Genomic DNA, 21,097 nt, shown 5'->3' on the forward strand with positions numbered 1-21,097 from the left:
CTCTGCGTCGTTGATCGGCTCGTGTCGACTACTCGATTACTTGGAGTAGAGCTCGACCACCAGATGCTCGTTAATTTCAGCCGGCAGATCCGCCCGGTCCGGACGCGCGCGAAACGTTCCTTCGAACCCCTTCGCGTCGACCTGAATCCAGTCGACAAAGCCGGACTGCTGCGCGAGATCGAGAGCCGCCTGAACACGCTCCTGCTTCCGCGCTTTCTCGCGAATCGTAACCACATCGCCCGGCGATACCTGGAACGAGGCCACGTTCACCACCCGGCCATTCACCAGCACCGCGCGATGGCTCACCAGCTGACGCGCCTCCTGGCGGGTGGAGCCGAAGCCCATGCGCCAGACGACGTTATCGAGGCGGCCTTCCAGCAACCGCAGCAGCTCTTCGCCGGTCGCGCCCTTGCGGCGGGCCGCTTCCTTGTAGTAATTGCGGAACTGCTTCTCGAGCACGCCGTACATGCGACGCAGCTTCTGCTTCTCGCGCAGCTGCATGCCGTAGTCGGACAGGCGCGTACGCCGCTGCCCGTGCTGCCCCGGCGGCGTATCAAGCTTGCACTTGCTGTCCAGTGAGCGGACCCCGCTCTTGAGGAACAGGTCCGTTCCTTCACGACGGGACAGCTTGCACTTGGGACCGATATACCTAGCCATTCAGTTGCTCCAGTCGGTCAGACGCGACGCTTCTTCGGCGGACGGCACCCGTTGTGCGGGATCGGCGTCACGTCGGAGATGTTGGTAATCTTGAAGCCGGCGTTGTTCAGCGCCCGAACCGCGGATTCACGCCCCGGCCCCGGCCCCTTGACCCTGACTTCCAGGTTCTTCAGCCCGTAGTCCTTCGCCGCGGTACCGGCACGGTCCGACGCGACCTGGGCCGCGAACGGGGTGCTCTTGCGCGAACCACGGAAGCCACTGCCACCAGCGCTCGCCCAGCTCAGCGCGTTGCCCTGCCGGTCGGTGATCATGATCATGGTGTTGTTGAAGCTCGCGTTGATGTGCGCGATCCCGTCAACAACCGTCTTCGTGACGCGTTTCCGCGTCCGCGTTGCACCTTTCGCCATAGCGATGAATCCCAGTTACTGGCCGCCGCACCGGGCGGCTCCAAATGGTTATTACTTGCGAACCGCCCGACGCGGACCCTTGCGGGTGCGTGCGTTGGTCTGCGTCTGCTGACCCCGGACCGGCATGCCGCGGCGATGCCGCAGGCCCCGGTAGCAACCCAGATCCATGAGGCGCTTGATGTCCATTGCGATCTTCCGACGCAGGTCACCTTCCACCAGGTGGTTGTTGCCGATGGCGTTACGAATCGCCTCGACCTCGTGCTCGGCCAGATCCCGGATCTTCCGATCCCGGGCCACACCGGCCTCGTCGCAAATCTCCGCAGCCGCAGACCGTCCGACACCGTAGATATACGTCAGCGCAATCACGGCATGCTTGTTGTCCGGGACATTGACGCCAGCAATACGCGCCATGAGCAACACTCCTGGTTTGTGCGGAAAATCCGCAATGTTAGCTAAATCTGTAACCTGTCTTCAAGCGCCGGCCTCTCAGCCCTGGCGCTGCTTGTGCCGGGGCTCCGTGCAGATCACCCGAACGGCACCGCCGCGACGGATAATCTTGCAGTTCCGGCAAATCTTCTTCACCGAAGCACGTACCTTCATGATCTTTCTCCAAAACTGTCTGCGCCTGACGCGAAGGGCGCGTAATATACCAGATTCTTCAGGCGAATGCGCCCCCAGATCGCGATTTCGGCGCGCCCGATCAGCGCGGCACGCCGGACCGGCCGAACGACTTCAGGTTGGACTTCTTCATCAGCGGCTCGTACTGATGGGAGACCAGGTGCGACTGCAGCTGTGCCATGAAGTCCATCACCACAATGACGATGATCAACAGGGACGTCCCGCCGAAGTAGAACGGCACGTTCCAGTACAGGATCAGGAACTCCGGCAGCAGACACACGGCCGTGATGTAGACCGCGCCGGCCGCGGTTAGCCGGGTCATCACGCCATCGATGTACTTGGCGGTCTGCTGCCCGGGGCGGATCCCTGGGATGAACGCACCGGACTTCTTCAGGTTGTCCGCCGTATCGCGCGAGTTGAACACCAGCGCGGTATAGAAGAAGCAGAAGAAAACGATCGCCGTTGCATAAAACAGCACATACAACGGCTCGCCCGGGCGGAGCGTCTGCGCGAGCTGCGCGACGAAGCCGGTCCCTTCCGGATCACTGAACCAGGTGCCAAGCGTCGCCGGGAACAGGATGATGCTCGACGCGAAGATCGGCGGAATCACCCCGGCCATGTTGAGCTTCAGCGGCAGATGCGTGCTCTGCCCCTGGACCATCTTGCGGCCCTGCTGCCGCTTGGCGTAGTTCACCGTGATGCGCCGCTGCCCGCGTTCAACAAAGACCACGAAGGCGGTAATCAGCAGCACACCGATGAACAGCACCACCACCAGGGGCATGCTCATCTCCCCGGTGCGCGCCAGCTCGAGCGTCCCGCCGATGGCGCTGGGCAGACCGGCAACAATCCCCGCAAAGATGATGATCGAGATGCCGTTGCCGATGCCCCGCTCGGTGATCTGCTCGCCGAGCCACATGAGGAACATCGTGCCGGTCGCCAGGGTCACGGTGGCCGTGAACGCGAAGGCCGGGTCAAAACCGGCGCCTGCACCGGCATGCGTGACGCCCTGGTTCTGCAGCGCCACCGACACCCCGATACCCTGCACGATGGCCAGCCCGAGGGCACCGTAGCGAGTGTACTGCGTGATCTTGCGCCGCCCGGCCTCGCCCTCCTTCTTGAGCTGCTCGAGGTAAGGCACCACCGCCGACAGCAACTGCATGATAATCGCTGACGAAATGTACGGCATGATACCGATGGCGAAGATGGACAGACGCTCCAGCGCGCCCCCGGAGAACATGTTGAACATGTCCAGGATCGTGCCGGCCTGCTGGTCGAACATCTGCTGCATCGCATCCTGGTCGATACCAGGGATGGTCAGATGCGTACCAGCACGAAACACCACCAGCGCCATGAGTACGAACATCAGGCGCTGGCGGACTTCGGTCAGTTTGGCGATTCCACCGAGTGAGGACATTTGGGCTCAGCCTGCCGAAAAGCGGAAGTGCGGATTAGGCGTCGACAGTACCGCCCGCTTTCTCGATAGCGGCTCTGGCGCCCTTGGAAACGCGGACGCCCTTCACGGTCACGGCCTGCTCCACCGAGCCGGACTCGATGATCTTCGCGGCGCGAGCGCGGGTCGGGATCACGTCGGCCTTCTTCAGCGAATCCAGGTCGACGTTGCCTCCTTCCACGTACTTGAGCTCCGACAAGCGGACCTCGGCGGTCACCATCGACTTGCGCGAACGGAACCCGCTCTTGGGTACACGCCGCTGCAGGGGCATCTGACCGCCCTCGAAGCCGACCTTGGTATAACCGCCCGTGCGGGAATGCTGACCCTTGTGACCACGTCCGGCGGTCTTGCCACCGCCGGCAGAGATCCCGCGGCCGACCCGGTCGCGTTCCTTACGGCTGCCGACAGCCGGTTTCAATGTATTCAGGCGCATGGTTCAGGCCTCCTCGACATTCAGCAGATACGAGACCTTGTTGATCATGCCGCGGTTCTCCGGGGTATCCTCCACCGTCACCGTATGGTGCATGCGGCGCAGACCCAGACCCGACACGCAGGCCCTGTGCTTTTCCGTGCGGCCGTTCAGACTACGGCGCAGAGTGACGTTGAGCTGCTTCTTCTTGGCCATGATTAACCCTGGATCTCTTCGACCGTCTTGCCGCGCTTGGCCGCGACGTCCTCCGGCGAATGCAGCGCCGAAAGGCCGTTGATCGTGGCGCGCACGACGTTGATGGGGTTCCGGGAACCGAGGCTCTTCGCCAGGACGTCGTGCACGCCCATGACTTCGAACACGGGGCGCATCGCGCCGCCGGCGATGATTCCGGTACCCTCGGAGGCCGGCTGCATGAACACCTTGCTGGCGCCGTGCCAGGCTGTCACGGGGTACTGCAGCGTGCCGCCGTTCAGGCGCACGGTGACCATGTTGGCACGCGCCTTCTCCATCGCCTTCTGGATCGCAGCGGGAACTTCCCGCGCCTTGCCGTATCCGAAGCCGACCCGGCCTTCGCCGTCACCGACCACTGTCAGCGCCGTGAACCCGAACTGGCGGCCACCCTTGACGACCTTGGCCACACGATTGACCGTAATCAGCTTTTCCTGGAGGCCGTCGGTGTTGCTGTCGTTCATCGCCATCGTTACATGCCTCCGTTAGAACTGCAGTCCGCCTTCGCGGGCGGCATCGGCCAGCGCCCGAACGCGGCCATGATACTGGAAGCCGGACCGGTCGAACGCCACGCGCTCGACGCCTGCGGCCTTCGCCCGCTCGGCAATCAGCTTGCCGACCGCCTCCGCAGCGGTGGCTCCTCCGGTGGAGGAGAGCTTGCCGCGCAGATCCTTCTCCAGGGTACTCGCAGACGCGACGGTCTTGCTGCCGTCGGCCTCGATGACCTGAGCGTACATGTGCCGCGGCGTCCGATGGACACTCAGCCGGTAGGTGCCCAGCTCGCGGATCTTCATCCGGCCCCGACGGGCACGGCGCAGACGTGCTGCCTTCTTATCCATAATCCCTACCTGCTACTTCTTCTTGGCTTCTTTCATGACCACACGTTCGCCCACGTACCGAACACCCTTGCCCTTGTACGGCTCCGGGGGACGGTAGGCGCGAATCTGTGCGGCCACTTCGCCAACGCGTTGTTTATCGATGCCCTTGACCACGATCTCGGTCTGGCTCGGCGTCTCGACGGCAATCCCGTCCGGCACGGCGTAGTTCACCGGATGGGAAAACCCGAGCGTGAGGTTCAGGTTATTACCCTGAGCCTGGGCACGGTAACCGACACCTCGCAGTTCCAGCTTGCGCTCGAACCCTTCGGACACCCCGGTGACCATGTTGTTCAGGACCGCGCGAGTGGTGCCCGCCAGCGCGATGCTCGACTGACGTTCCTTGACCGCGCTGCACCGCAGCTCACCCTCTTCCTCCACGACGTTGACTTCGTCATGGATGTGGAAGTTGAGCTCGCCCTTGCTGCTCTTGACCGTCACGTCCTTGCCATCGAACTTCACCTCGACGCCGGACGGAATCTTGATCGGCTGCTTTGCTACTCTGGACATGGATCTGATCCTGTCTTTAGAAGACCTCGCAGAGGACCTCACCGCCAACGCCCGCAGTCCGCGCGGCGCGGTCGGTCATAACCCCGCGTGAGGTGGAAATAATCGCGACCCCCAGCCCTCCGTTGACCTTCGGGAGGGAGGTCTTGTCCTTGAAAATCCGCAGGCCCGGACGGCTCACCCGCTGGATCCGCTCGATCACGGGCTGGCCCTGGAAGTACTTGAGCCGGATGACGATCACCGGCTTCTTCTCCTCGCCTTCGATGCGGAAATCCTCGATGTAACCTTCCTCCTTGAGCACGCCGGCGACGGCCTGCTTCAGCTTGGAGGAAGGCACGGAGACCTCTGCCTTGTTCGCAGTCTGTGCGTTGCGAATGCGGGTCAGGAGATCCGCAATAGGATCTGTCATGCTCATGCTGTACTTACCTGTCTTGTCTGTATCCGGGCCGTGAAAGACGATTACCAGCTGGACTTGGTCAGCCCTGGAATCATCCCTTTCATCGCTTCTTCCCGCAGCTTGTTCCGCGCGAGGCCAAACTTGCGGTAGTAGCCGCGCGGCCGGCCGGTGACCTGACAGCGATTCCGCTGCCGTACCGGGCTGGAGTTCCGCGGCAGGTTCTGCAGCTTCTCCTGCGCATCCAGCTTCTCGTCTTCCGTGCTTTCAGGGTTCTGAATCACGGCCTTGAGCGCCTTGCGCTTCTCGGCGTATTTGCGAACGAGGCGCGCTCGCTTCTCTTCACGCGCCACCATCGAAGCCTTTGCCATATCGTCCTCGTCTATTTCCGGAACGGAAAGCCGAACGCTTCCAGCAGCGCCTGGCCTTGCTCGTCTGTCTTCGCGGTGGTCGTGATCGTGATGTCCATCCCGCGGATCTTGTCGACCTTGTCGAACTCAAGCTCCGGGAAGATGATCTGCTCACGAACACCCAGGTTGTAGTTACCCCGTCCGTCGAAGGACTTCGGGGAGAACCCGCGGAAGTCGCGAATCCTTGGCGCCGCCACGTTGATGAAGCGGTCCAGGAATTCCCACATGACGTCCCGACGCAGCGTCACCTTGCAGCCGATGGGCCAGCCGTCGCGAATCTTGAAGCCGGCAATCGACTTCCGCGTATACGTGATCGTGGGCTTCTGCCCCGTCAGGGCGGCCATGTCGGACATGGCATTATCAACGATCTTCTTGTCTTTGACCGCCTCCCCGAGACCCATGTTCACGGTCACCTTGGTGATCCGCGGCACTTCCATGACATTACGGAAGTTAAACTGCTCACGCAGTTGCCCGATCACCTCGTTTCTGTATTGCTGCTGCAACCTGACCATGACCACACCTACGCGTCGACGGGTTCGTTGTTCGACTTGAAGTAACGAGCCTTGCGGCCGTCCTCCATCACCTTGATGCCAACACGGTCACCCTTTCCAGCCTTGTGGTTGTAGAGCTGCACATTCGACAGATCCACCGGCGCTTCCTTCTCCTGGATGCCGCCAGACTCACCACGCTGCGGGTTCGCCTTGATATGGCGCTTGACCATGTTGACGTTCTCGACCACCACCTGGTTGTCGTCGCGCAACACGCGCACGACGGTTCCGCGGCGGCCTTTGTCCTTTCCGGCGACAACAATGACGTCGTCACCCTTCTTGATCTTCTGCATGAGATCCTCTCTCCGCTTACAGCACTTCAGGTGCCAGCGAAATAATCCGCATGAACTGCGTCGTCCGCAGCTCACGGGTCACGGGACCGAAGACGCGCGTACCGACAGGGGCCAGCTGGTTGTTCAGCAGCACCGCGGCATTGCCGTCGAAACGGATCACCGAACCGTCTGGCCGGCGGACGCCCTTGCGGGTGCGAACAACAACGGCGTTGTACACCTCGCCCTTCTTGACGCGGCCACGCGGGATGGCCTCCTTGACGCTCACCTTGATGATGTCGCCAATGGCGGCATACCGGCGCCGGGAGCCGCCAAGGACCTTGATACACTGGACTTCGCGGGCGCCACTGTTGTCCGCCGCATCCAGCAGGGTCTGCATCTGAATCATCGTGTTCTACCCGCTTCAGTTGTTCCTCAGGGCCACCGGCTGACTGCATCCGGTCGCCGTAACCTGTTACCGGCGCGCGCGCTCGACCACTTCGACGAGTTTCCAGGACTTGGTCTTGGAGATCGGACGGCATTCTTCCACCGACACCCAGTCCCCTTCCTGACACTCGTTGTTCTCGTCGTGCGCGTGGAGCTTGGTCGAACGACGGATGAACTTACCGTACAGCGGATGTTTCACCATGCGCTCGAAGTAGACCGTAATCGTCCGGTCCATCTTTGCACTCACAACACGGCCGACCTGCGTCCGCCTGGTTTTCGTCTGCTCACTCATGACTGCTCACCCGCCTTGCGCTTTTCGTTCAGCACGGTCTTGATCCGCGCAACGTCACGGCGCGCGGCTTTGGCAAGATCAGGCCGACCCAGCTGTCCGGTCGCTGCCTGCATGCGCAGATTGAACTGCTCCTTGCGCTTCTCAAGCAGCTCCTTCTCGAGCTCGCCGATACCTTTATTCCGAAGTTCGCTTGCTTTCATCACAGCACCGTCCGGGAAACAAACCGGGTCTTCACCGGAAGCTTCGCCGCTGCCAGGCGAAACGCCTCGCGGGCCACTTCTTCCGAAACCCCTTCAATCTCATAAAGCACGCGACCGGGCTGGATACGCGCGGCCCAATGGTCCACGTTGCCCTTGCCCTTGCCCTGGCGCACTTCCAGCGGCTTCGAGGTCACCGGGTAGTCGGGAAAGACCCGAATCCAGATCTTGCCGCCACGACGTACGTAGCGGTTGATCGCCCGGCGGGCCGCCTCGATCTGACGCGCCGTCACAGGGCCGCGGGTCGTGGCCTTCATGCCGAACTCACCGAAGCTAACCTTGTCGCCCCGGTTCGCCAGCCCGTAATTCCGGCCCTTCTGCTGCTTGCGAAATTTCGTCCGCTTGGGTTGCAACATGGCTAGTTAATCCTTACTTGGTCGCCCCGGCGCGATCCACCTTGCCTTCCCCTTTCTGGAAGAACTCCGGCTCCAGGATCTCGCCCTTGAACACCCACACCTTCACACCGATCACACCATACGTGGTGTGCGCCTCGGCGAAGCCGTAGTCGATATTCGCCCGCAGGGTATGCAGCGGCACACGGCCTTCGCGATACCACTCGGTGCGTGCAATCTCGGCACCGTTCAGCCGGCCGGCCACATTGATCTTGATGCCCTGGGCACCAAGCCGCATGGCGTTGCCGACGGCGCGCTTCGTCGCCCGACGGAACATGATCCGCCGCTCGAGTTGCTGGGCCACGTTTTCCGCCACCAGCTGGGCGTCGAGCTCGGGCTTGCGAACTTCCTCGATGTTGATGTGCACGGGCACACCCATCAGCTTGCTCACTTCCCGACGCAGGACTTCGATGTCCTCGCCCTTCTTGCCGATCACCATCCCAGGCCGCGCGGTGTAGATCGTAACCAGCGCGTTCTTCGGCGGCCGCTCGATCCGGATCGTGCTCACGGATGCATGCGAGAGCTTCTTCTTGATGAACTCGCGGACCTTGAGATCCGTGTTCAGGTAGTCACCGAAATCGGTGCTCTTGGCGTACCACATGGAACGCCAGTCTTCAGTGACGCCCAGACGAAATCCGGTCGGGTGGACTTTATGACCCATGACTGCTCCCGTTTACTCCTCAGCCACCTTGACGGTGATGTGGCTGGTGCGCTTGAGGATCCGGTTCGCGCGGCCCTTGGCGCGCGCCTGGATCCGCTTGTACATCGGCCCTTCGTCAACCATGATCGACGACACACGAAGCTCGTCGATATCAGCGCCGTCATTGTGCTCGGCATTGGCAATGGCCGACAGCAGCACCTTGCGGACGATCCCCGAAGCCTTCTTGGGGCTGAACTCAAGCGTCTGCAGGGCGGAGCCCACGGACTGACCCCGGATCTGATCGGCGACCAGCCGCACTTTCTGCGGCGAGATCAGGGCATACCTGTGTTTCGCTGCGACTTCCATGAGTCACCCCTACCGTTTGGACTTCTTGTCAGCCATGTGGCCGCGATACGTCCGCGTCACCGCGAACTCGCCAAGCTTGTGGCCGACCATCTCTTCGTTGATGAGCACCGGCACATGCTGCCGGCCGTTGTGCACGGCGATGGTGAGCCCGACCATGTCGGGGACGACCATTGAGCGCCGCGACCAGGTCTTGATCGGCCGCTTGGAGTTCGCGTCAGCCGCATCAAGAACTTTCTTGAGCAGGTGGCTATCGACGAACGGACCCTTTTTCATTGAACGTGGCACGAGTACGACCTCTACCTGTTAGCTGCGCTTCTTCTTACCGCGGGCGCGAACGATGTACTGATCCGTCCGCTTGTTCTTGCGCGTCTTGTAACCCTTGGTCGGGACGCCCCAGGGGGTCACCGGATGGCGACCACCGGACGTGCGACCCTCACCACCCCCGTGGGGGTGATCGACCGGGTTCATGACCACGCCACGAACCGTCGGCCGATGCCCACGCCAGCGCGTGGCCCCGGCCTTGCCCAGAGAGCGCAGGCTGTGTTCCTGGTTGCCGACTTCGCCAACCGTCGCCTTGCATTCCGTCGGCACCTTCCGCATTTCGCCCGACCGCAGCCGGATGGTTGCGTAGCTGCCTTCGCGGGCGACCAGCTGTGCCGACGTTCCCGCGGAGCGGACAAGCTGTGCTCCCTTGCCCGGACGCAGCTCAATACAATGAATCTGCGTACCAATCGGGATGCTGCGCATCGGCAGCGCATTCCCGGGCTTGATCGGTGCTTCCTGTCCGGAACTGATCGCGGCACCGACCCGAACCCCGCGAGGCGCGATAATATACCTTCTCTCGCCGTCCGCATAAAGTAGCAATGCGATATTCGCGCTACGATTGGGGTCATATTCCAGGCGCTCGACCTTGGCCGGAATGCCGTCCTTGTTGCGCTTGAAGTCGATAACGCGGTATTGCTGCTTGTGACCGCCGCCCCGGTGCCGAGTGGTGATCCGCCCGGCATTGTTGCGGCCGCCCGTCCGCGACTTCTTCTCGACCAGCGGCGCATACGGTGCGCCCTTGTGCAGCTCGTCGTTCCGAATCTGGACGACAAAGCGGCGCCCTGGTGATGTCGGTTTCGCCTTGAGCAGTGACATGGTTTCTATCCGTCGCTGTGCGTTCGTTATTCACCGCCCAGGAAATCGATGTCCTGGCCAGCCTCGAGGGCCACGTAGGCCTTTTTCCAGTTAGGACGGCGCCCCTTGATGCGGCCAAAGCCCTTGACCTTGCCCTTCATCAGCGCGGTGCGCACATCCGTCACCTTGACGTCGAACAGCTGTTCGACGGCTTGCTTGATCTCACGCTTGTTCGCGTCCCGCTTGACCCGGAACACCACCTGCCCGGCATCTTCGGCCACCACGGTGCTTTTCTCAGAGACATGCGGCGCAAGCAGAATCTCGTACATACGTTCCTGGTTCATACCAGCCACTCCTCAACGCGCTTGAGCGCGTCCACCGTGATCACGACTTTCTCGAACGCGACCAGGCTCACCGGATCCAGGCCGGCGGAATCCGTCACGTCAACGCCGCGCAGATTCCGGGACGCCAGGTACAGGTTGTCGGAATCCGCTTCGGTGACGATCAGGGCATTGGTCGTGCCCATTCCGGTCAGCTTGGCCAGCAGCGCCTTGGTCTTCGGCTCTTCGACCTCGAACGCGTCGACAACCACCAGGCGGTCCTGGCGAGCGAGCTCGGAGAAAATACTGCTGATCGCCGCGCGGTACGCCTTGCGATTCACTTTCTGCGAGAAGTCACGCGGGCGCGCCGCGAAGGTCTTGCCACCGCTGCGCCAGATCGGGCTGCGAATCGTCCCCGCGCGGGCGCGGCCGGTGCCCTTCTGCCGCCACGGCTTGGAGCCGCCGCCACTGACGTCGGACCGGCTCTTCTGCGCCTTGGTCCCGGCGCGGCCGCCTGCCAGATACGCAGTGACCACCTGGTGAACCAGGCCTTCATTGAATTCACGGCCGAAGGCTGCGTCGGACACGGTCACCTTGCCGCCGCCATGGGTCTGGAGTTCCATTAGCTGCTCCTCCCTTCAACGGCCTTCACCGTCGGCTGGACGATGACGTCGGAACCGGTTGCGCCGGGAACCGCGCCCCTGACCAGCAGCAGGTTCCTCTCCGCATCCACGCGGACGATCTCGAGGTTCGCCTCGGTGACCGCCTTGTTGCCCATCTGCCCGGCCATCTTCTTGCCCTTGAACACACGCCCGGGGGACTGGTTCTGACCGATGGAGCCCGGCGCCCGGTGGGCCTTGGAGTTGCCGTGGGTGGCGTCCTGCGTGGCGAAGTTGTGACGTTTCACGCCACCTGCAAAGCCCTTGCCCTTGCTGACCCCGCGCACGTCGACGTGCTGCCCGGCCTCAAAGGCATCGACCTTGATCTCGCCGCCGACTTCCAGCGACGCTTCCTCACCTTCGGCAAGCCTGAATTCCCACAGGCCGCGACCGGCGTCCACACCCGCCTTGGCGAAATGCCCGGCGAGGGGCTTGGTCACACGGGACGGACGACGCGTGCCCGCCGTGACCTGCACCGCCTGATATCCATCGACGTCAGCGTTCTTGAGCTGCGTGATGCGATTCGGGGTGGCCTCGATCACGGTCACCGGGACGGACGCGCCGTCCTCGGTAAAGATCCGCGTCATGCCGCGTTTACGACCGACGATTCCGATAGCCATCGTTACCTCTTCCAGAGACAAAGAGCCCTGGCCGCACCGGTCGGCGCGGCCGGGCCCTGCTTAGCGTAACGCTTCAGTAAAGCTTGATCTGTACGTCGACACCGGCGGCCAGGTCGAGCTTCATCAGCGCGTCCACCGTCTTGTCCGTCGGGTCGATAATGTCCATCAGACGCTTGTGCGTCCGGATCTCGTACTGATCCCGGGCATCCTTGTTGACATGCGGGGAAATCAGCAGAGTGTAGCGTTCCTTCTTCGTCGGCAGCGGAATCGGACCACGCACCTGGGCGCCGGTCCGCTTCGCGGTTTCGACGATCTCACCGGCCGATACATCAATCAGCCGGTGGTCAAACGCCTTGAGTCGAATGCGAATCTTCTGATTGGTAGTCATATCGGCTTACTCAACAATCTTCGATACGACGCCGGCACCGACGGTGCGGCCGCCTTCGCGGATGGCAAAACGCAGACCGTCTTCCATCGCGATCGGAGCAATCAGCGACACCGTCATCTGCACGTTGTCACCCGGCATCACCATCTCCGTACCCGACGGCAGCTCGCAAGAACCCGTCACGTCCGTCGTACGGAAGTAAAACTGCGGACGATACCCGTTGAAGAACGGCGTGTGACGACCACCCTCGTCCTTCGACAGAATGTACACCTCGCACTCGAACTTCGTGTGCGGCGTGATCGAACCCGGCTTGCACAGCACCTGACCACGCTCGACATCATCACGCTTCGTGCCACGCAGCAGCGCACCAATGTTGTCACCCGCCTCGCCCTGGTCCAGCAGCTTGCGGAACATCTCAACACCCGTGCAAACCGTCTTCACCGTCGGGCGAATGCCAACGATCTCGACTTCCTCGCCGGTCTTCACAACACCACGCTCAACACGACCCGTCACCACCGTGCCGCGACCCGAAATCGAGAACACGTCCTCGATCGGCATCAGGAACGGCTGATCCACCGGACGGTCCGGCGTCGGAATGAACGCGTCCATCGCCTCGACCAGCTTCACGATCGACGGCGCGCCAATCTCCGAGGTGTCACCCTCCAGCGCCTTCAGCGCCGAACCCGTGATGATCGGCGTGTCGTCGCCCGGGAAATCGTACTGGCTCAGCAGATCACGAACCTCCATCTCCACGAGCTCCAGCAGCTCCGGATCGTCGACCATGTCCGCCTTGTTCAGATACACCACAATGAACGGAACACCAACCTGGCGACTCAGCAGAATGTGCTCGCGCGTCTGCGGCATCGGACCGTCCGCCGCCGACACCACCAGAATCGCACCGTCCATCTGCGCCGCACCCGTGATCATGTTCTTCACATAGTCCGCGTGACCCGGGCAGTCCACGTGCGCATAGTGACGCTCGCTCGACTCGTACTCCACGTGCGCCGTCGCAATCGTGATACCACGCGCCTTCTCCTCCGGCGCATTGTCAATCTGGTCAAACGCGCGAACGTCACCACCAGACTGCTCACCCATCACCTTCGTCATGGCTGCAGTCAGCGTCGTCTTACCATGGTCAACGTGACCAATCGTTCCCACGTTGCAGTGCGGCTTACTACGCTCAAACTTGCTCTTGGACACGATTCATCCCCTTGTACTGTTGCTGCCGGCGCCAGGGACGCCGACACGAATTCCAATCACCGCGGGGCCACCGCTCCGGTGGCGGGCAGCGGTTCGCTCAGGAGGCTTTCTGCACCTCCGCAGCGACGCTCGCAGGCGCTTCCGCGTAGTGATCAAAGGTCATGACGTAGCTGGCACGCCCCTGGGTCGCGGAACGCAGATCCGTGGAGTAGCCGAACATTTCCTTCAGCGGCACGTCGGCGCGGATGATCCGGCCAACCGGGGCCTCTTCCATGCCCTTGATCGTGCCGCGACGGCGGTTAAGGTCACCGACCACGTCGCCCATGTAGTCTTCGGGCGTCACCACCTCGACGGCCATCATCGGCTCGAGGAGGACCGGATCGGCCTTGGCCACGGCTTCCTTGAATGCCATGGAGCCGGCAATCTTAAACGCCATTTCAGAAGAGTCAACATCGTGGTAGGAGCCGTCGAACAGCACCACCTTGAAGTCGACCACCGGGAACCCGGCAATGACGCCGTTCTCGGACTGCTCCTGGATGCCCTTGTCTACCGACGGGATGTACTCCTTGGGAATAACGCCACCGACGATCTTGTTCTCGAACTCGTACTCGCCGCCGCGATCCAGCGGCACCAGACGGATCCAGACGTGACCGAACTGACCGCGACCACCGGACTGCCGGACGAACTTGCCTTCCTGCTCGACTTCTTTGCGGATGCTCTCGCGGTAGGCCACCTGCGGGTTACCCACGTTGGCCTCGACCTTGAACTCCCGCTTCATCCGGTCAACGATGATCTCCAGGTGCAGTTCGCCCATACCGGAGATAATGGTCTGGCCGGATTCTTCGTCGGTACGCACCTGGAAGGACGGATCCTCTTGGGCGAGCTTGCCCAGGGCCATGCCCATCTTCTCCTGGTCCGCCTTGGACTTCGGCTCCACGGCCACAGAGATAACCGGGTCCGGAAACTCCATCCGCTCCAGCGTGATGTGACTGCCAGCAGCGCACAGCGTGTCACCGGTCGTCACGTCCTTGAGACCAACGGCGGCGGCGATATCACCCGCGCGTACTTCCTTGATCTCCTGGCGATCGTTGGAGTGCATCTGCACAAGCCGACCCACACGCTCCTTCTTGCCCTTGACCGGATTGTAGATCTGGTCACCGGAGCTGATTACACCGGAGTAGACGCGGAAGAACGTCAGCGTGCCGACATAAGGGTCAGTCGCGATCTTGAACGCCAGCGCGGCGAACGGCTCTTCGTCGTCCGGATGCCGCTCCGCCTTCTCGCCGTTGTCCAGCTCACCCTCAACCGCGGGAACCTCCCACGGGTTGGGCAGATACTCGATGACCGCATCCAGCAGAGCCTGAACACCCTTGTTCTTGAACGCCGTACCGCAGGTAATGGGGACGATTTCGTTGGCGATGGTGCGCTTGCGCAGACCAGCACGAATGTCGTCGTCGGTCAGCTCACCTTCAAGGTACTTGTTCATGAGCTCTTCGTCGGCCTCGGCCGCGGCCTCGACGAGTTCTTCGCGATACTTCTCCGCGGTTTCCTTGAGGTCGTCCGGGATATCGGCGGTCTCGTAGGTGACCCCCGCATCATCGGCGTTCCAGTAGATCGCCTGCATCCGCAGGAGATCCACGACACCGGCGAACTCATCCTCGGCTCCGATGGAGAGCTGCAGCGGCACGGCATGGGCGCCGAGCCGGTTCCGCACCATGTCGATGCAGCGGTAGTAGTCTGCACCCATCTTGTCCATCTTGTTGACGAACACGAGGCGCGGGACCCCGTACTTGTTCGCCTGCCGCCAGACGGTCTCGGTCTGCGGCTCCACGCCCGCATTGGCGTCCAGCACACAAACGGCGCCATCGAGCACCCGCAGCGAGCGCTCCACCTCGATGGTGAAATCAACGTGCCCGGGCGTGTCGATGATGTTGATACGCGTCTCGGGGTACTGCTGATCCATCCCCCGCCAGAAGGTCGTCGTAGCGGCGGAGGTGATCGTGATGCCACGCTCCTGCTCTTGGCTCATCCAGTCCATGACCGACGCACCATCGTGGGTCTCCCCCATCTTGTGGGAGATCCCGGTATAGAACAGGATGCGCTCGGTGACGGTGGTCTTGCCGGCATCGATGTGCGCCATGATGCCGATATTGCGATAGCGCTCGATTGGAGTCTTGCGTGGCACGGTAATTACCCTTGCTGTTACCAGCGATAGTGAGAAAACGCCTTGTTGGCTTCGGCCATGCGGTGCGTGTCTTCACGCTTTTTCACCGCGGTGCCGCGACTCTCCGCGGCATCCCGAACCTCGCCGGACAGGCGCTGGGACATCGTCTTTTCGCTGCGCTTGCGCGCGGCCTCGATCAGCCAGCGCATGGCAAGCGTGTTACGCCGATCGGGACGGACTTCCACCGGCACCTGGTACGTGGCACCGCCAACGCGACGCGACTTCACCTCGACCGTCGGGCGGATGTTCTCCAGCGCCTGCTCCAGGGTCGCGACAGGCTCTGCGCTTCCCTTGGCCTGGATCTCGTCCAGCGCGTTGTACACGATCCGCTCGGCGACGGACTTCTTGCCGTCACTCATGAGCATGTTGACGAACTTCGCCAGCAGCTCACTCCCGAATTTGGGATCGGGAAGGACTTTACGTTTGGGAACTTCACGTCTTCTCGGCATGATATTACCCGAAGCCTTTCAGAATACTGGGACGGAACCGACTAGCCCTTGGGCCTCTTGGTACCGTACTTGGAACGGCCCTGGCGGCGCTTGTCGACACCAGCAGTGTCCAGCGCGCCACGAACCGTGTGATAACGCACACCGGGCAAGTCCTTTACACGACCGCCGCGGATCAGAACGACCGAATGCTCCTGGAGGTTATGACCTTCACCACCGATATAGGAGGCGACTTCGTAACCGTTGGTCAGACGCACACGCGCGACCTTACGCAGGGCCGAGTTCGGCTTCTTCGGCGTGGTAGTGTAAACACGCGTGCATACGCCGCGACGCTGGGGACTGGCCTCGAGCGCCGGCACGTTGCTTTTCGCGGTCTTGCTACGGCGTCCCTTGCGGACCAACTGATTGATCGTAGCCATTAATTCGTTCACTCCAAGCTGTAAACAAACGACAGGCCGAACGAGCCGGCCTGTCGAAGGTGCGCAATTGTAGGCAGACAGGGTCCCCCTGTCAACCAAACCCTTGGCTGACGGGGGTTTCCGAAGGCAATAACGGGCCCGCCCTTCAGGCCGGCGGGCCCGCGGCAAAACGCCGTGTTACTCGTCCGGCGTCTCGCTACGCTCCGTTGCTTCACTGTCGCTCTCGGCAAGTTCCGAAGCCAGCTCGGCTTCGGCATCTGCCGCAGAGGTCGGCAGACCCATCTGCCGTTGCCGGCGCCGCTCCTCGTGGTAGGCGAACCCGGTGCCCGCCGGAATGAGCCGGCCCACGATGACGTTCTCCTTGAGTCCGCGGAGATCGTCCTTGCCACCGCGTACCGACGCTTCGGTGAGAACCCGCGTCGTCTCCTGGAAGGAGGCCGCCGAGATGAACGACTCGGTGGACAGCGACGCCTTGGTAATGCCGAGCAGGACCGGCTGGTAATACACCGGTGCCTTCTCGCCGATGGCGAGCTCGTCGTTGATCTCGTCCGCGGTGGCACGATCGACCTGCTCACCTCGCAGCAGCGTGCTGTCGCCGGAGTCCGTGACCTCGGCCTTGCGCAGCATCTGGCGGATGATCACTTCAATGTGCTTGTCGTTGATCTTCACGCCCTGCAGCCGGTAGACGTCCTGGATTTCCTTGACGACGTACGCGGCAAGCGCCGGCACGCCCAGCAGACGCAGGATGTCGTGCGGGCTCGGCTCACCGTCGGCAACCACCTCACCGCGCTCCACGTGCTCGCCTTCGAACACGTTGATGTTGCGCCACTTGGGAATCAGCTCCTCGTAGCTGTCACCCTCCTGCGGCGTGATGATCAGGCGCTGCTTGCCCTTGGTCTCCTTGCCGAACGAGACGGTGCCGGAGATCTCGGCGAGGATCGCCGGCTCCTTCGGCTTGCGCGCCTCGAACAGATCGGCAACACGGGGCAGACCACCGGTAATGTCACGGGTCTTGGAAGACTCCTGCGGAATCCTCGCCAGCACGTCACCGACGTCCACGTCAGCGTTGTCTTCCACGCTGATGATCGCGCCCGCCGGCAGGTAGTACTGCGCCGGGATGTCCGTGCCGGGGATCATGACGTCCTTGCCGTCATCATCCACCAGCTTGATCATCGGCCGCATGTCCTTGGCGGCCACGCGCTCGTCCTTCTTGGCGCCCGGGAGCTGACTGTCATACTCCTGGTTGCCGCGGGTCTTCGGATCGGTGATCTCGAGACTGGACAGGCCGGTGATCTCGTCCACCTGGCGATTCACGGTCACGCCTTCGATGAAGTCGAAGAACCGCAGGCGACCGCGCACCTCGGTGACAATCGGGTGGGTGTGCGGATCCCAGGTAGCGACCACCTGGTTGGCTTCCACCGCATCGCCCTCGTTCACCGGCACCGTGGCACCGTAAGGAACCTTGTAGCGCTCACGCTCACGGCCCTGCTCGTCCATGACCGTGATCTCGCCGGAACGGGAGACCACAACCAGGTTGCCCGAGTGGTGCTGAATGGTGTTCAGCTTGTGGAACCGCACACGACCGGCCGACTTGACTTCCACGTCGCTCACGGCGGCGGCACGAGAAGCCGCACCACCGATGTGGAACGTGCGCATGGTCAGCTGCGTACCCGGCTCACCGATGGACTGCGCGGCGATGACGCCCACGGATTCGCCCACGTTGACCTGATGCCCGCGGGCCAGATCGCGGCCGTAACACATGGAGCACACACCGTGACGGGTGTTACAGGTGATGGGCGAGCGCACCTTCACCTCGTCCACACCCATGGTTTCCATCTGGTCGACCAGCGCTTCGTCGAGCAGGGTACCGGCGGGCAGGGCCACTTCCTGGCTCTCGCTGTCGAGCACGTCGTTGCAGAGCACACGGCCCAGCACGCGCTCGCGCAGCGGTTCCACCACGTCACCACCTTCGATGATGGGCGACATGTAGACACCGTTCTCGGTACCGCAGTCGTGCTCGGTGACCACCAGGTCCTGAGCGACATCCACGAGACGGCGGGTCAGGTAACCGGAGTTGGCGGTCTTGAGCGCCGTATCCGCCAGACCCTTACGGGCGCCGTGCGTGGAGATGAAGTACTGCAGCACGTTCAGGCCTTCACGGAAGTTCGCCGTGATCGGGGTCTCGATAATGGAGCCATCCGGCTTGGCCATCAGACCACGCATCCCGGAGAGCTGGCGGATCTGGGCAGCAGAACCACGGGCGCCGGAATCGGCCATCATGAAGATGGAGTTGAACGACGACTGCCGCACCTCGTTGCCCTCGGCGTCCACCACGGCTTCCGTGCCGAGTTTGTCCATCATGGCCTTGGCCACCTGGTCGTTGGTGCGGGACCAGATGTCGACCACCTTGTTGTACCGCTCGCCGTTGGTAACCAGACCCGAGGCGTACTGTTCCTCGATGTCCTTCACCTCTTCCTCGGCACCGCCGAGAATGCCGCCCTTTTCCTCCGGGATGACCATGTCATTCACGCCGATGGACACGGCGGCCCGGGTGGAGAAGTGGAAGCCCATGTACATGAGCTGGTCGGCGAAGATCACCGTCTCCTTCAGGCCCACATCGCGGTAGCAGGCGTTGATGGTGGCGGAGATCGACTTCTTGTTCATCTCACGGTTCACCAGCTCGAACGGCAGGCCTTCCGGCATGATGCGGTAGATCAGCGCACGGCCAACGGTGGTGTCGTAACGGGTAATGGTCTCGCGGCGCGAACCGTCCTCCTCGATCACCGTCTCCTTGATACGCACCTGCACGGCCGCCTGCAGACCCACCTGACCGCTGTCGTAGGCCCGGTGGACCTCATTCAGGTCGGAGAAGCGCGTGCCCTCGCCGGACGCGTTCACCCGGTGGCGGGACATGTAGTACAGGCCCAGCACCACGTCCTGGGACGGCACGATGATGGGATCACCGCTGGCGGGCGACAGGATGTTGTTGGTCGCCATCATCAGGGCGCGGGATTCCAGCTGCGCCTCCAGAGACAGGGGCACGTGCACGGCCATCTGGTCGCCGTCGAAGTCGGCGTTGTAGGCGGTGCAGACCAGCGGATGCAGCTGGATGGCCTTGCCCTCGATCAGCACCGGCTCGAACGCCTGGATACCCAGCCTGTGCAGGGTCGGCGCACGGTTGAGAAGCACCGGGTGCTCCCGGATGACATCTTCGAGGATGTCCCAGACTTCCGGCGCCTCGCGCTCGACCATCTTCTTGGCCGCCTTGATGGTGGTCGCCAACCCGAGCCGCTGCAGCTTGGAGAAAATGAACGGCTTGAACAGCTCCAGCGCCATGCGCTTGGGCAGCCCGCACTGGTGCAGACGCAGGGTCGGACCCACCACGATCACGGAGCGACCGGAGTAGTCAACGCGCTTGCCGAGCAGGTTCTGCCGGAAACGGCCCTGCTTGCCCTTGATCATGTCGGCCAGGGACTTCAGCGGACGCTTGTTGGTGCCGGTAATGGCGCGACCGCGGCGGCCGTTGTCCAGCAATGCGTCCACGGACTCCTGCAGCATGCGCTTTTCGTTGCGCACGATGATGTCCGGGGCGTTCAGCTCCAGCAGCCGCTTGAGGCGGTTGTTGCGGTTGATCACCCGCCGGTACAGATCGTTCAGATCACTGGTGGCGAAGCGACCGCCGTCCAGCGGCACGAGCGGCCGCAGATCCGGCGGCAGCACCGGCAGCACGTCCAGCACCATCCACTCCGGCTTGTTGCCGGACTCGATGAACGCCTCAACGATCTTCAGCCGCTTGGACAGCCGCTTGATCTTGGTGTCGGAGTTGGTGGCGTTGAGCTCCTCGCGCAGCTTCTGCTGCTCTTCCTGAAGCTCCACGCTCGACAGCAGCTCCTTCACCGCCTCCGCGCCCATGCGGGCGTCGAACTCGTCGCCGTACTGCTCCACCGCGTCCAGGTAGCCCTCGTCGGTGAGGAGCTGGCCGCGCTCCAGCGGCGTCATGCCCGGATCGATGACGATGAACGCCTCGAAGTAGAGAACGCGCTCGATGTCGCGCAGGGTCATGTCCAGCAGCAGACCGATGCGGCTGGGCAGGGACTTCAGGTACCAGATGTGTGCAACCGGGCTGGCCAGGTCGATGTGGCCCATGCGCTCGCGGCGCACCTTGGCCAGCGTCACCTCGACGCCGCACTTCTCGCAGACCACGCCGCGATGCTTGAGCCGCTTGTACTTGCCGCACAGGCACTCGTAATCCTTCACCGGACCGAAGATCTTGGCGCAGAACAGGCCGTCGCGCTCCGGCTTGAAGGTACGGTAATTGATGGTCTCCGGCTTCTTTACTTCACCGAATGACCAGGACCGGATCATTTCCGGCGAAGCCAGCTTGATCCGGATGGAGTCGAAATCATCCGGCTGTCCGCCGGCCTGCTTGAACAGATTGAGAAGGTCTTTCATAGCCGTTCGTCCGCCAACCTCGTTCGTGAATGCTGACGCCGCTGCCGGGTTTCCCCCGGCAGCGGT

General features: G+C 62.5%; 31 protein-coding genes. All 31 read right to left on the reverse strand.

All coding sequences use genetic code 11. From position 1 onward, the window contains the following. Positions 1 to 36: 36 nt before the first annotated feature. Positions 37 to 657, reverse strand: coding sequence for a 30S ribosomal protein S4 (gene rpsD / locus ACNSTU_RS12580; protein ID WP_290634262.1), 621 nt, complete (start codon positions 655 to 657; stop codon positions 37 to 39). Positions 658 to 674: 17 nt separating this feature from the next. Then, positions 675 to 1,064: a 30S ribosomal protein S11 gene (rpsK, locus tag ACNSTU_RS12585; protein WP_290634260.1), complete on the reverse strand. Its 390-nt coding sequence runs from the start codon at positions 1,062 to 1,064 to the stop codon at positions 675 to 677. Between the two features lie 51 nt (positions 1,065 to 1,115). Next, positions 1,116 to 1,475, reverse strand: a complete 360-nt coding sequence (gene rpsM, locus ACNSTU_RS12590) for a 30S ribosomal protein S13 (protein ID WP_290634258.1) — start codon at positions 1,473 to 1,475, stop codon at positions 1,116 to 1,118. Positions 1,476 to 1,550: 75 nt separating this feature from the next. After that, a complete protein-coding gene (rpmJ, locus tag ACNSTU_RS12595; RefSeq protein ID WP_070977974.1) occupies positions 1,551 to 1,664 on the reverse strand; it encodes a 50S ribosomal protein L36 in 114 nt (37 codons plus the stop codon). Positions 1,665 to 1,764: 100 nt separating this feature from the next. Then, the gene (secY, locus tag ACNSTU_RS12600) at positions 1,765 to 3,096 is read right to left on the reverse strand and encodes a preprotein translocase subunit SecY (RefSeq protein ID WP_290634254.1); all 1,332 of its coding nucleotides are present in this window, start codon (positions 3,094 to 3,096) and stop codon (positions 1,765 to 1,767) included. A 34-nt stretch (positions 3,097 to 3,130) separates the two neighbouring features. Continuing rightward, a complete protein-coding gene (gene rplO / locus ACNSTU_RS12605) occupies positions 3,131 to 3,565 on the reverse strand; it encodes a 50S ribosomal protein L15 (RefSeq protein WP_290634252.1) in 435 nt (144 codons plus the stop codon). 3 nt (positions 3,566 to 3,568) lie between these two features. Beyond that, positions 3,569 to 3,757 (reverse strand): 50S ribosomal protein L30, encoded by a 189-nt coding sequence (gene rpmD, locus ACNSTU_RS12610; protein ID WP_091645247.1) that lies wholly within the window; start codon positions 3,755 to 3,757, stop codon positions 3,569 to 3,571. Between the two features lie 2 nt (positions 3,758 to 3,759). Continuing rightward, positions 3,760 to 4,260 carry a 30S ribosomal protein S5 gene (gene rpsE / locus ACNSTU_RS12615; protein ID WP_290634248.1) on the reverse strand — a complete coding sequence of 167 codons (501 nt, stop codon included), beginning with the start codon at positions 4,258 to 4,260 and terminating at the stop codon, positions 3,760 to 3,762. Positions 4,261 to 4,275: 15 nt separating this feature from the next. Next, entirely contained in the window at positions 4,276 to 4,629 is a 354-nt protein-coding gene (gene rplR, locus ACNSTU_RS12620) for a 50S ribosomal protein L18 (RefSeq protein ID WP_290634246.1), read from the reverse strand. A 12-nt stretch (positions 4,630 to 4,641) separates the two neighbouring features. Next, positions 4,642 to 5,175, reverse strand: coding sequence for a 50S ribosomal protein L6 (gene rplF, locus ACNSTU_RS12625; RefSeq protein WP_290634244.1), 534 nt, complete (start codon positions 5,173 to 5,175; stop codon positions 4,642 to 4,644). A gap of 16 nt (positions 5,176 to 5,191) precedes the next feature. Further along, on the reverse strand, positions 5,192 to 5,587 hold the full coding sequence (gene rpsH / locus ACNSTU_RS12630; protein WP_091645241.1) for a 30S ribosomal protein S8: 396 nt from the start codon (positions 5,585 to 5,587) through the stop codon (positions 5,192 to 5,194). A gap of 44 nt (positions 5,588 to 5,631) precedes the next feature. Then, positions 5,632 to 5,937 (reverse strand): 30S ribosomal protein S14, encoded by a 306-nt coding sequence (gene rpsN, locus ACNSTU_RS12635; RefSeq protein WP_091645239.1) that lies wholly within the window; start codon positions 5,935 to 5,937, stop codon positions 5,632 to 5,634. A gap of 11 nt (positions 5,938 to 5,948) precedes the next feature. Beyond that, positions 5,949 to 6,488, reverse strand: a complete 540-nt coding sequence (gene rplE, locus ACNSTU_RS12640; protein ID WP_290634241.1) for a 50S ribosomal protein L5 — start codon at positions 6,486 to 6,488, stop codon at positions 5,949 to 5,951. A gap of 8 nt (positions 6,489 to 6,496) precedes the next feature. Continuing rightward, a complete protein-coding gene (rplX, locus tag ACNSTU_RS12645; RefSeq protein WP_290634240.1) occupies positions 6,497 to 6,817 on the reverse strand; it encodes a 50S ribosomal protein L24 in 321 nt (106 codons plus the stop codon). Between the two features lie 16 nt (positions 6,818 to 6,833). Beyond that, positions 6,834 to 7,202, reverse strand: a complete 369-nt coding sequence (gene rplN, locus ACNSTU_RS12650; protein WP_091645233.1) for a 50S ribosomal protein L14 — start codon at positions 7,200 to 7,202, stop codon at positions 6,834 to 6,836. Between the two features lie 66 nt (positions 7,203 to 7,268). Continuing rightward, positions 7,269 to 7,532, reverse strand: a complete 264-nt coding sequence (gene rpsQ / locus ACNSTU_RS12655) for a 30S ribosomal protein S17 (protein ID WP_290634237.1) — start codon at positions 7,530 to 7,532, stop codon at positions 7,269 to 7,271. Further along, complete coding sequence (gene rpmC, locus ACNSTU_RS12660) at positions 7,529 to 7,732, reverse strand: 50S ribosomal protein L29 (protein WP_290634235.1); 204 nt, start codon at positions 7,730 to 7,732, stop codon at positions 7,529 to 7,531. Before rpmC ends, rpsQ begins: the two co-directional genes overlap by 4 nt. Next, positions 7,732 to 8,145 (reverse strand): 50S ribosomal protein L16, encoded by a 414-nt coding sequence (gene rplP, locus ACNSTU_RS12665; RefSeq protein ID WP_091645228.1) that lies wholly within the window; start codon positions 8,143 to 8,145, stop codon positions 7,732 to 7,734. The genes rpmC and rplP overlap by 1 nt, the downstream gene beginning before the upstream one ends. A gap of 13 nt (positions 8,146 to 8,158) precedes the next feature. After that, positions 8,159 to 8,842: a 30S ribosomal protein S3 gene (rpsC, locus tag ACNSTU_RS12670; protein ID WP_290634232.1), complete on the reverse strand. Its 684-nt coding sequence runs from the start codon at positions 8,840 to 8,842 to the stop codon at positions 8,159 to 8,161. Positions 8,843 to 8,854: 12 nt separating this feature from the next. Next, positions 8,855 to 9,187 (reverse strand): 50S ribosomal protein L22, encoded by a 333-nt coding sequence (rplV, locus tag ACNSTU_RS12675; protein ID WP_091645224.1) that lies wholly within the window; start codon positions 9,185 to 9,187, stop codon positions 8,855 to 8,857. A gap of 9 nt (positions 9,188 to 9,196) precedes the next feature. After that, complete coding sequence (rpsS, locus tag ACNSTU_RS12680; protein WP_290634229.1) at positions 9,197 to 9,472, reverse strand: 30S ribosomal protein S19; 276 nt, start codon at positions 9,470 to 9,472, stop codon at positions 9,197 to 9,199. Positions 9,473 to 9,490: 18 nt separating this feature from the next. Continuing rightward, the gene (rplB, locus tag ACNSTU_RS12685) at positions 9,491 to 10,327 is read right to left on the reverse strand and encodes a 50S ribosomal protein L2 (protein WP_290634227.1); all 837 of its coding nucleotides are present in this window, start codon (positions 10,325 to 10,327) and stop codon (positions 9,491 to 9,493) included. A gap of 26 nt (positions 10,328 to 10,353) precedes the next feature. Continuing rightward, on the reverse strand, positions 10,354 to 10,650 hold the full coding sequence (gene rplW / locus ACNSTU_RS12690; RefSeq protein WP_290634225.1) for a 50S ribosomal protein L23: 297 nt from the start codon (positions 10,648 to 10,650) through the stop codon (positions 10,354 to 10,356). Continuing rightward, positions 10,647 to 11,249 (reverse strand): 50S ribosomal protein L4, encoded by a 603-nt coding sequence (gene rplD, locus ACNSTU_RS12695; RefSeq protein WP_290634223.1) that lies wholly within the window; start codon positions 11,247 to 11,249, stop codon positions 10,647 to 10,649. The genes rplW and rplD overlap by 4 nt, the downstream gene beginning before the upstream one ends. Further along, positions 11,249 to 11,905, reverse strand: coding sequence for a 50S ribosomal protein L3 (gene rplC, locus ACNSTU_RS12700; RefSeq protein ID WP_290634270.1), 657 nt, complete (start codon positions 11,903 to 11,905; stop codon positions 11,249 to 11,251). The genes rplD and rplC overlap by 1 nt, the downstream gene beginning before the upstream one ends. Positions 11,906 to 11,978: 73 nt before the next feature. Beyond that, complete coding sequence (rpsJ, locus tag ACNSTU_RS12705) at positions 11,979 to 12,293, reverse strand: 30S ribosomal protein S10 (protein WP_091645214.1); 315 nt, start codon at positions 12,291 to 12,293, stop codon at positions 11,979 to 11,981. Between the two features lie 6 nt (positions 12,294 to 12,299). Beyond that, positions 12,300 to 13,490 carry an elongation factor Tu gene (gene tuf / locus ACNSTU_RS12710; RefSeq protein WP_418212436.1) on the reverse strand — a complete coding sequence of 397 codons (1,191 nt, stop codon included), beginning with the start codon at positions 13,488 to 13,490 and terminating at the stop codon, positions 12,300 to 12,302. 97 nt (positions 13,491 to 13,587) lie between these two features. Beyond that, positions 13,588 to 15,675, reverse strand: coding sequence for an elongation factor G (gene fusA, locus ACNSTU_RS12715; RefSeq protein WP_290637270.1), 2,088 nt, complete (start codon positions 15,673 to 15,675; stop codon positions 13,588 to 13,590). Positions 15,676 to 15,692: 17 nt separating this feature from the next. Continuing rightward, positions 15,693 to 16,163, reverse strand: a complete 471-nt coding sequence (rpsG, locus tag ACNSTU_RS12720) for a 30S ribosomal protein S7 (RefSeq protein ID WP_290637272.1) — start codon at positions 16,161 to 16,163, stop codon at positions 15,693 to 15,695. Between the two features lie 41 nt (positions 16,164 to 16,204). Continuing rightward, a complete protein-coding gene (gene rpsL / locus ACNSTU_RS12725) occupies positions 16,205 to 16,579 on the reverse strand; it encodes a 30S ribosomal protein S12 (protein WP_290637274.1) in 375 nt (124 codons plus the stop codon). Positions 16,580 to 16,756: 177 nt separating this feature from the next. After that, positions 16,757 to 21,031 (reverse strand): DNA-directed RNA polymerase subunit beta', encoded by a 4,275-nt coding sequence (rpoC, locus tag ACNSTU_RS12730; RefSeq protein WP_290637276.1) that lies wholly within the window; start codon positions 21,029 to 21,031, stop codon positions 16,757 to 16,759. Positions 21,032 to 21,097 lie beyond the last annotated feature (66 nt).

The organism is Aquisalimonas sp. APHAB1-3 (genome assembly GCF_048323695.1).
Taxonomy (GTDB): Bacteria; Pseudomonadota; Gammaproteobacteria; order Nitrococcales; family Aquisalimonadaceae; genus Aquisalimonas.

Bases quoted from the DNA above. Each gene is read 5' to 3' on its own strand.
- rpsG (WP_290637272.1), bottom strand. From the start codon at position 16,163: ATGCCGAGAAGACGTGAAGTTCCCAAACGTAAAGTCCTTCCCGATCCC.
- rpsC (WP_290634232.1), bottom strand. From the start codon at position 8,842: ATGGGTCATAAAGTCCACCCGACCGGATTTCGTCTGGGCGTCACTGAA.
- rpsJ (WP_091645214.1), bottom strand. From the start codon at position 12,293: ATGACTACCAATCAGAAGATTCGCATTCGACTCAAGGCGTTTGACCAC.
- rpsQ (WP_290634237.1), bottom strand. From the start codon at position 7,532: ATGAGTGAGCAGACGAAAACCAGGCGGACGCAGGTCGGCCGTGTTGTG.
- rplV (WP_091645224.1), bottom strand. From the start codon at position 9,187: ATGGAAGTCGCAGCGAAACACAGGTATGCCCTGATCTCGCCGCAGAAA.
- rpmD (WP_091645247.1), bottom strand. From the start codon at position 3,757: ATGGCCAAGAAGAAGCAGCTCAACGTCACTCTGCGCCGTAGTCTGAAC.
- rplW (WP_290634225.1), bottom strand. From the start codon at position 10,650: ATGAACCAGGAACGTATGTACGAGATTCTGCTTGCGCCGCATGTCTCT.
- rplR (WP_290634246.1), bottom strand. From the start codon at position 4,629: ATGGATAAGAAGGCAGCACGTCTGCGCCGTGCCCGTCGGGGCCGGATG.
- rplX (WP_290634240.1), bottom strand. From the start codon at position 6,817: ATGCAGAAGATCAAGAAGGGTGACGACGTCATTGTTGTCGCCGGAAAG.
- rplP (WP_091645228.1), bottom strand. From the start codon at position 8,145: ATGTTGCAACCCAAGCGGACGAAATTTCGCAAGCAGCAGAAGGGCCGG.
- rpmC (WP_290634235.1), bottom strand. From the start codon at position 7,732: ATGAAAGCAAGCGAACTTCGGAATAAAGGTATCGGCGAGCTCGAGAAG.
- rpoC (WP_290637276.1), bottom strand. From the start codon at position 21,031: ATGAAAGACCTTCTCAATCTGTTCAAGCAGGCCGGCGGACAGCCGGAT.
- rpsD (WP_290634262.1), bottom strand. From the start codon at position 657: ATGGCTAGGTATATCGGTCCCAAGTGCAAGCTGTCCCGTCGTGAAGGA.
- rplB (WP_290634227.1), bottom strand. From the start codon at position 10,327: ATGTCACTGCTCAAGGCGAAACCGACATCACCAGGGCGCCGCTTTGTC.
- rplC (WP_290634270.1), bottom strand. From the start codon at position 11,905: ATGGCTATCGGAATCGTCGGTCGTAAACGCGGCATGACGCGGATCTTT.
- rpsH (WP_091645241.1), bottom strand. From the start codon at position 5,587: ATGAGCATGACAGATCCTATTGCGGATCTCCTGACCCGCATTCGCAAC.
- rplE (WP_290634241.1), bottom strand. From the start codon at position 6,488: ATGGTCAGGTTGCAGCAGCAATACAGAAACGAGGTGATCGGGCAACTG.
- rplD (WP_290634223.1), bottom strand. From the start codon at position 11,249: ATGGAACTCCAGACCCATGGCGGCGGCAAGGTGACCGTGTCCGACGCA.
- rpsK (WP_290634260.1), bottom strand. From the start codon at position 1,064: ATGGCGAAAGGTGCAACGCGGACGCGGAAACGCGTCACGAAGACGGTT.
- rpmJ (WP_070977974.1), bottom strand. From the start codon at position 1,664: ATGAAGGTACGTGCTTCGGTGAAGAAGATTTGCCGGAACTGCAAGATT.
- rpsE (WP_290634248.1), bottom strand. From the start codon at position 4,260: ATGGCGATGAACGACAGCAACACCGACGGCCTCCAGGAAAAGCTGATT.
- rplO (WP_290634252.1), bottom strand. From the start codon at position 3,565: ATGCGCCTGAATACATTGAAACCGGCTGTCGGCAGCCGTAAGGAACGC.
- secY (WP_290634254.1), bottom strand. From the start codon at position 3,096: ATGTCCTCACTCGGTGGAATCGCCAAACTGACCGAAGTCCGCCAGCGC.
- rpsM (WP_290634258.1), bottom strand. From the start codon at position 1,475: ATGGCGCGTATTGCTGGCGTCAATGTCCCGGACAACAAGCATGCCGTG.
- rplF (WP_290634244.1), bottom strand. From the start codon at position 5,175: ATGTCCAGAGTAGCAAAGCAGCCGATCAAGATTCCGTCCGGCGTCGAG.
- rplN (WP_091645233.1), bottom strand. From the start codon at position 7,202: ATGATTCAGATGCAGACCCTGCTGGATGCGGCGGACAACAGTGGCGCC.
- rpsN (WP_091645239.1), bottom strand. From the start codon at position 5,937: ATGGCAAAGGCTTCGATGGTGGCGCGTGAAGAGAAGCGAGCGCGCCTC.
- rpsL (WP_290637274.1), bottom strand. From the start codon at position 16,579: ATGGCTACGATCAATCAGTTGGTCCGCAAGGGACGCCGTAGCAAGACC.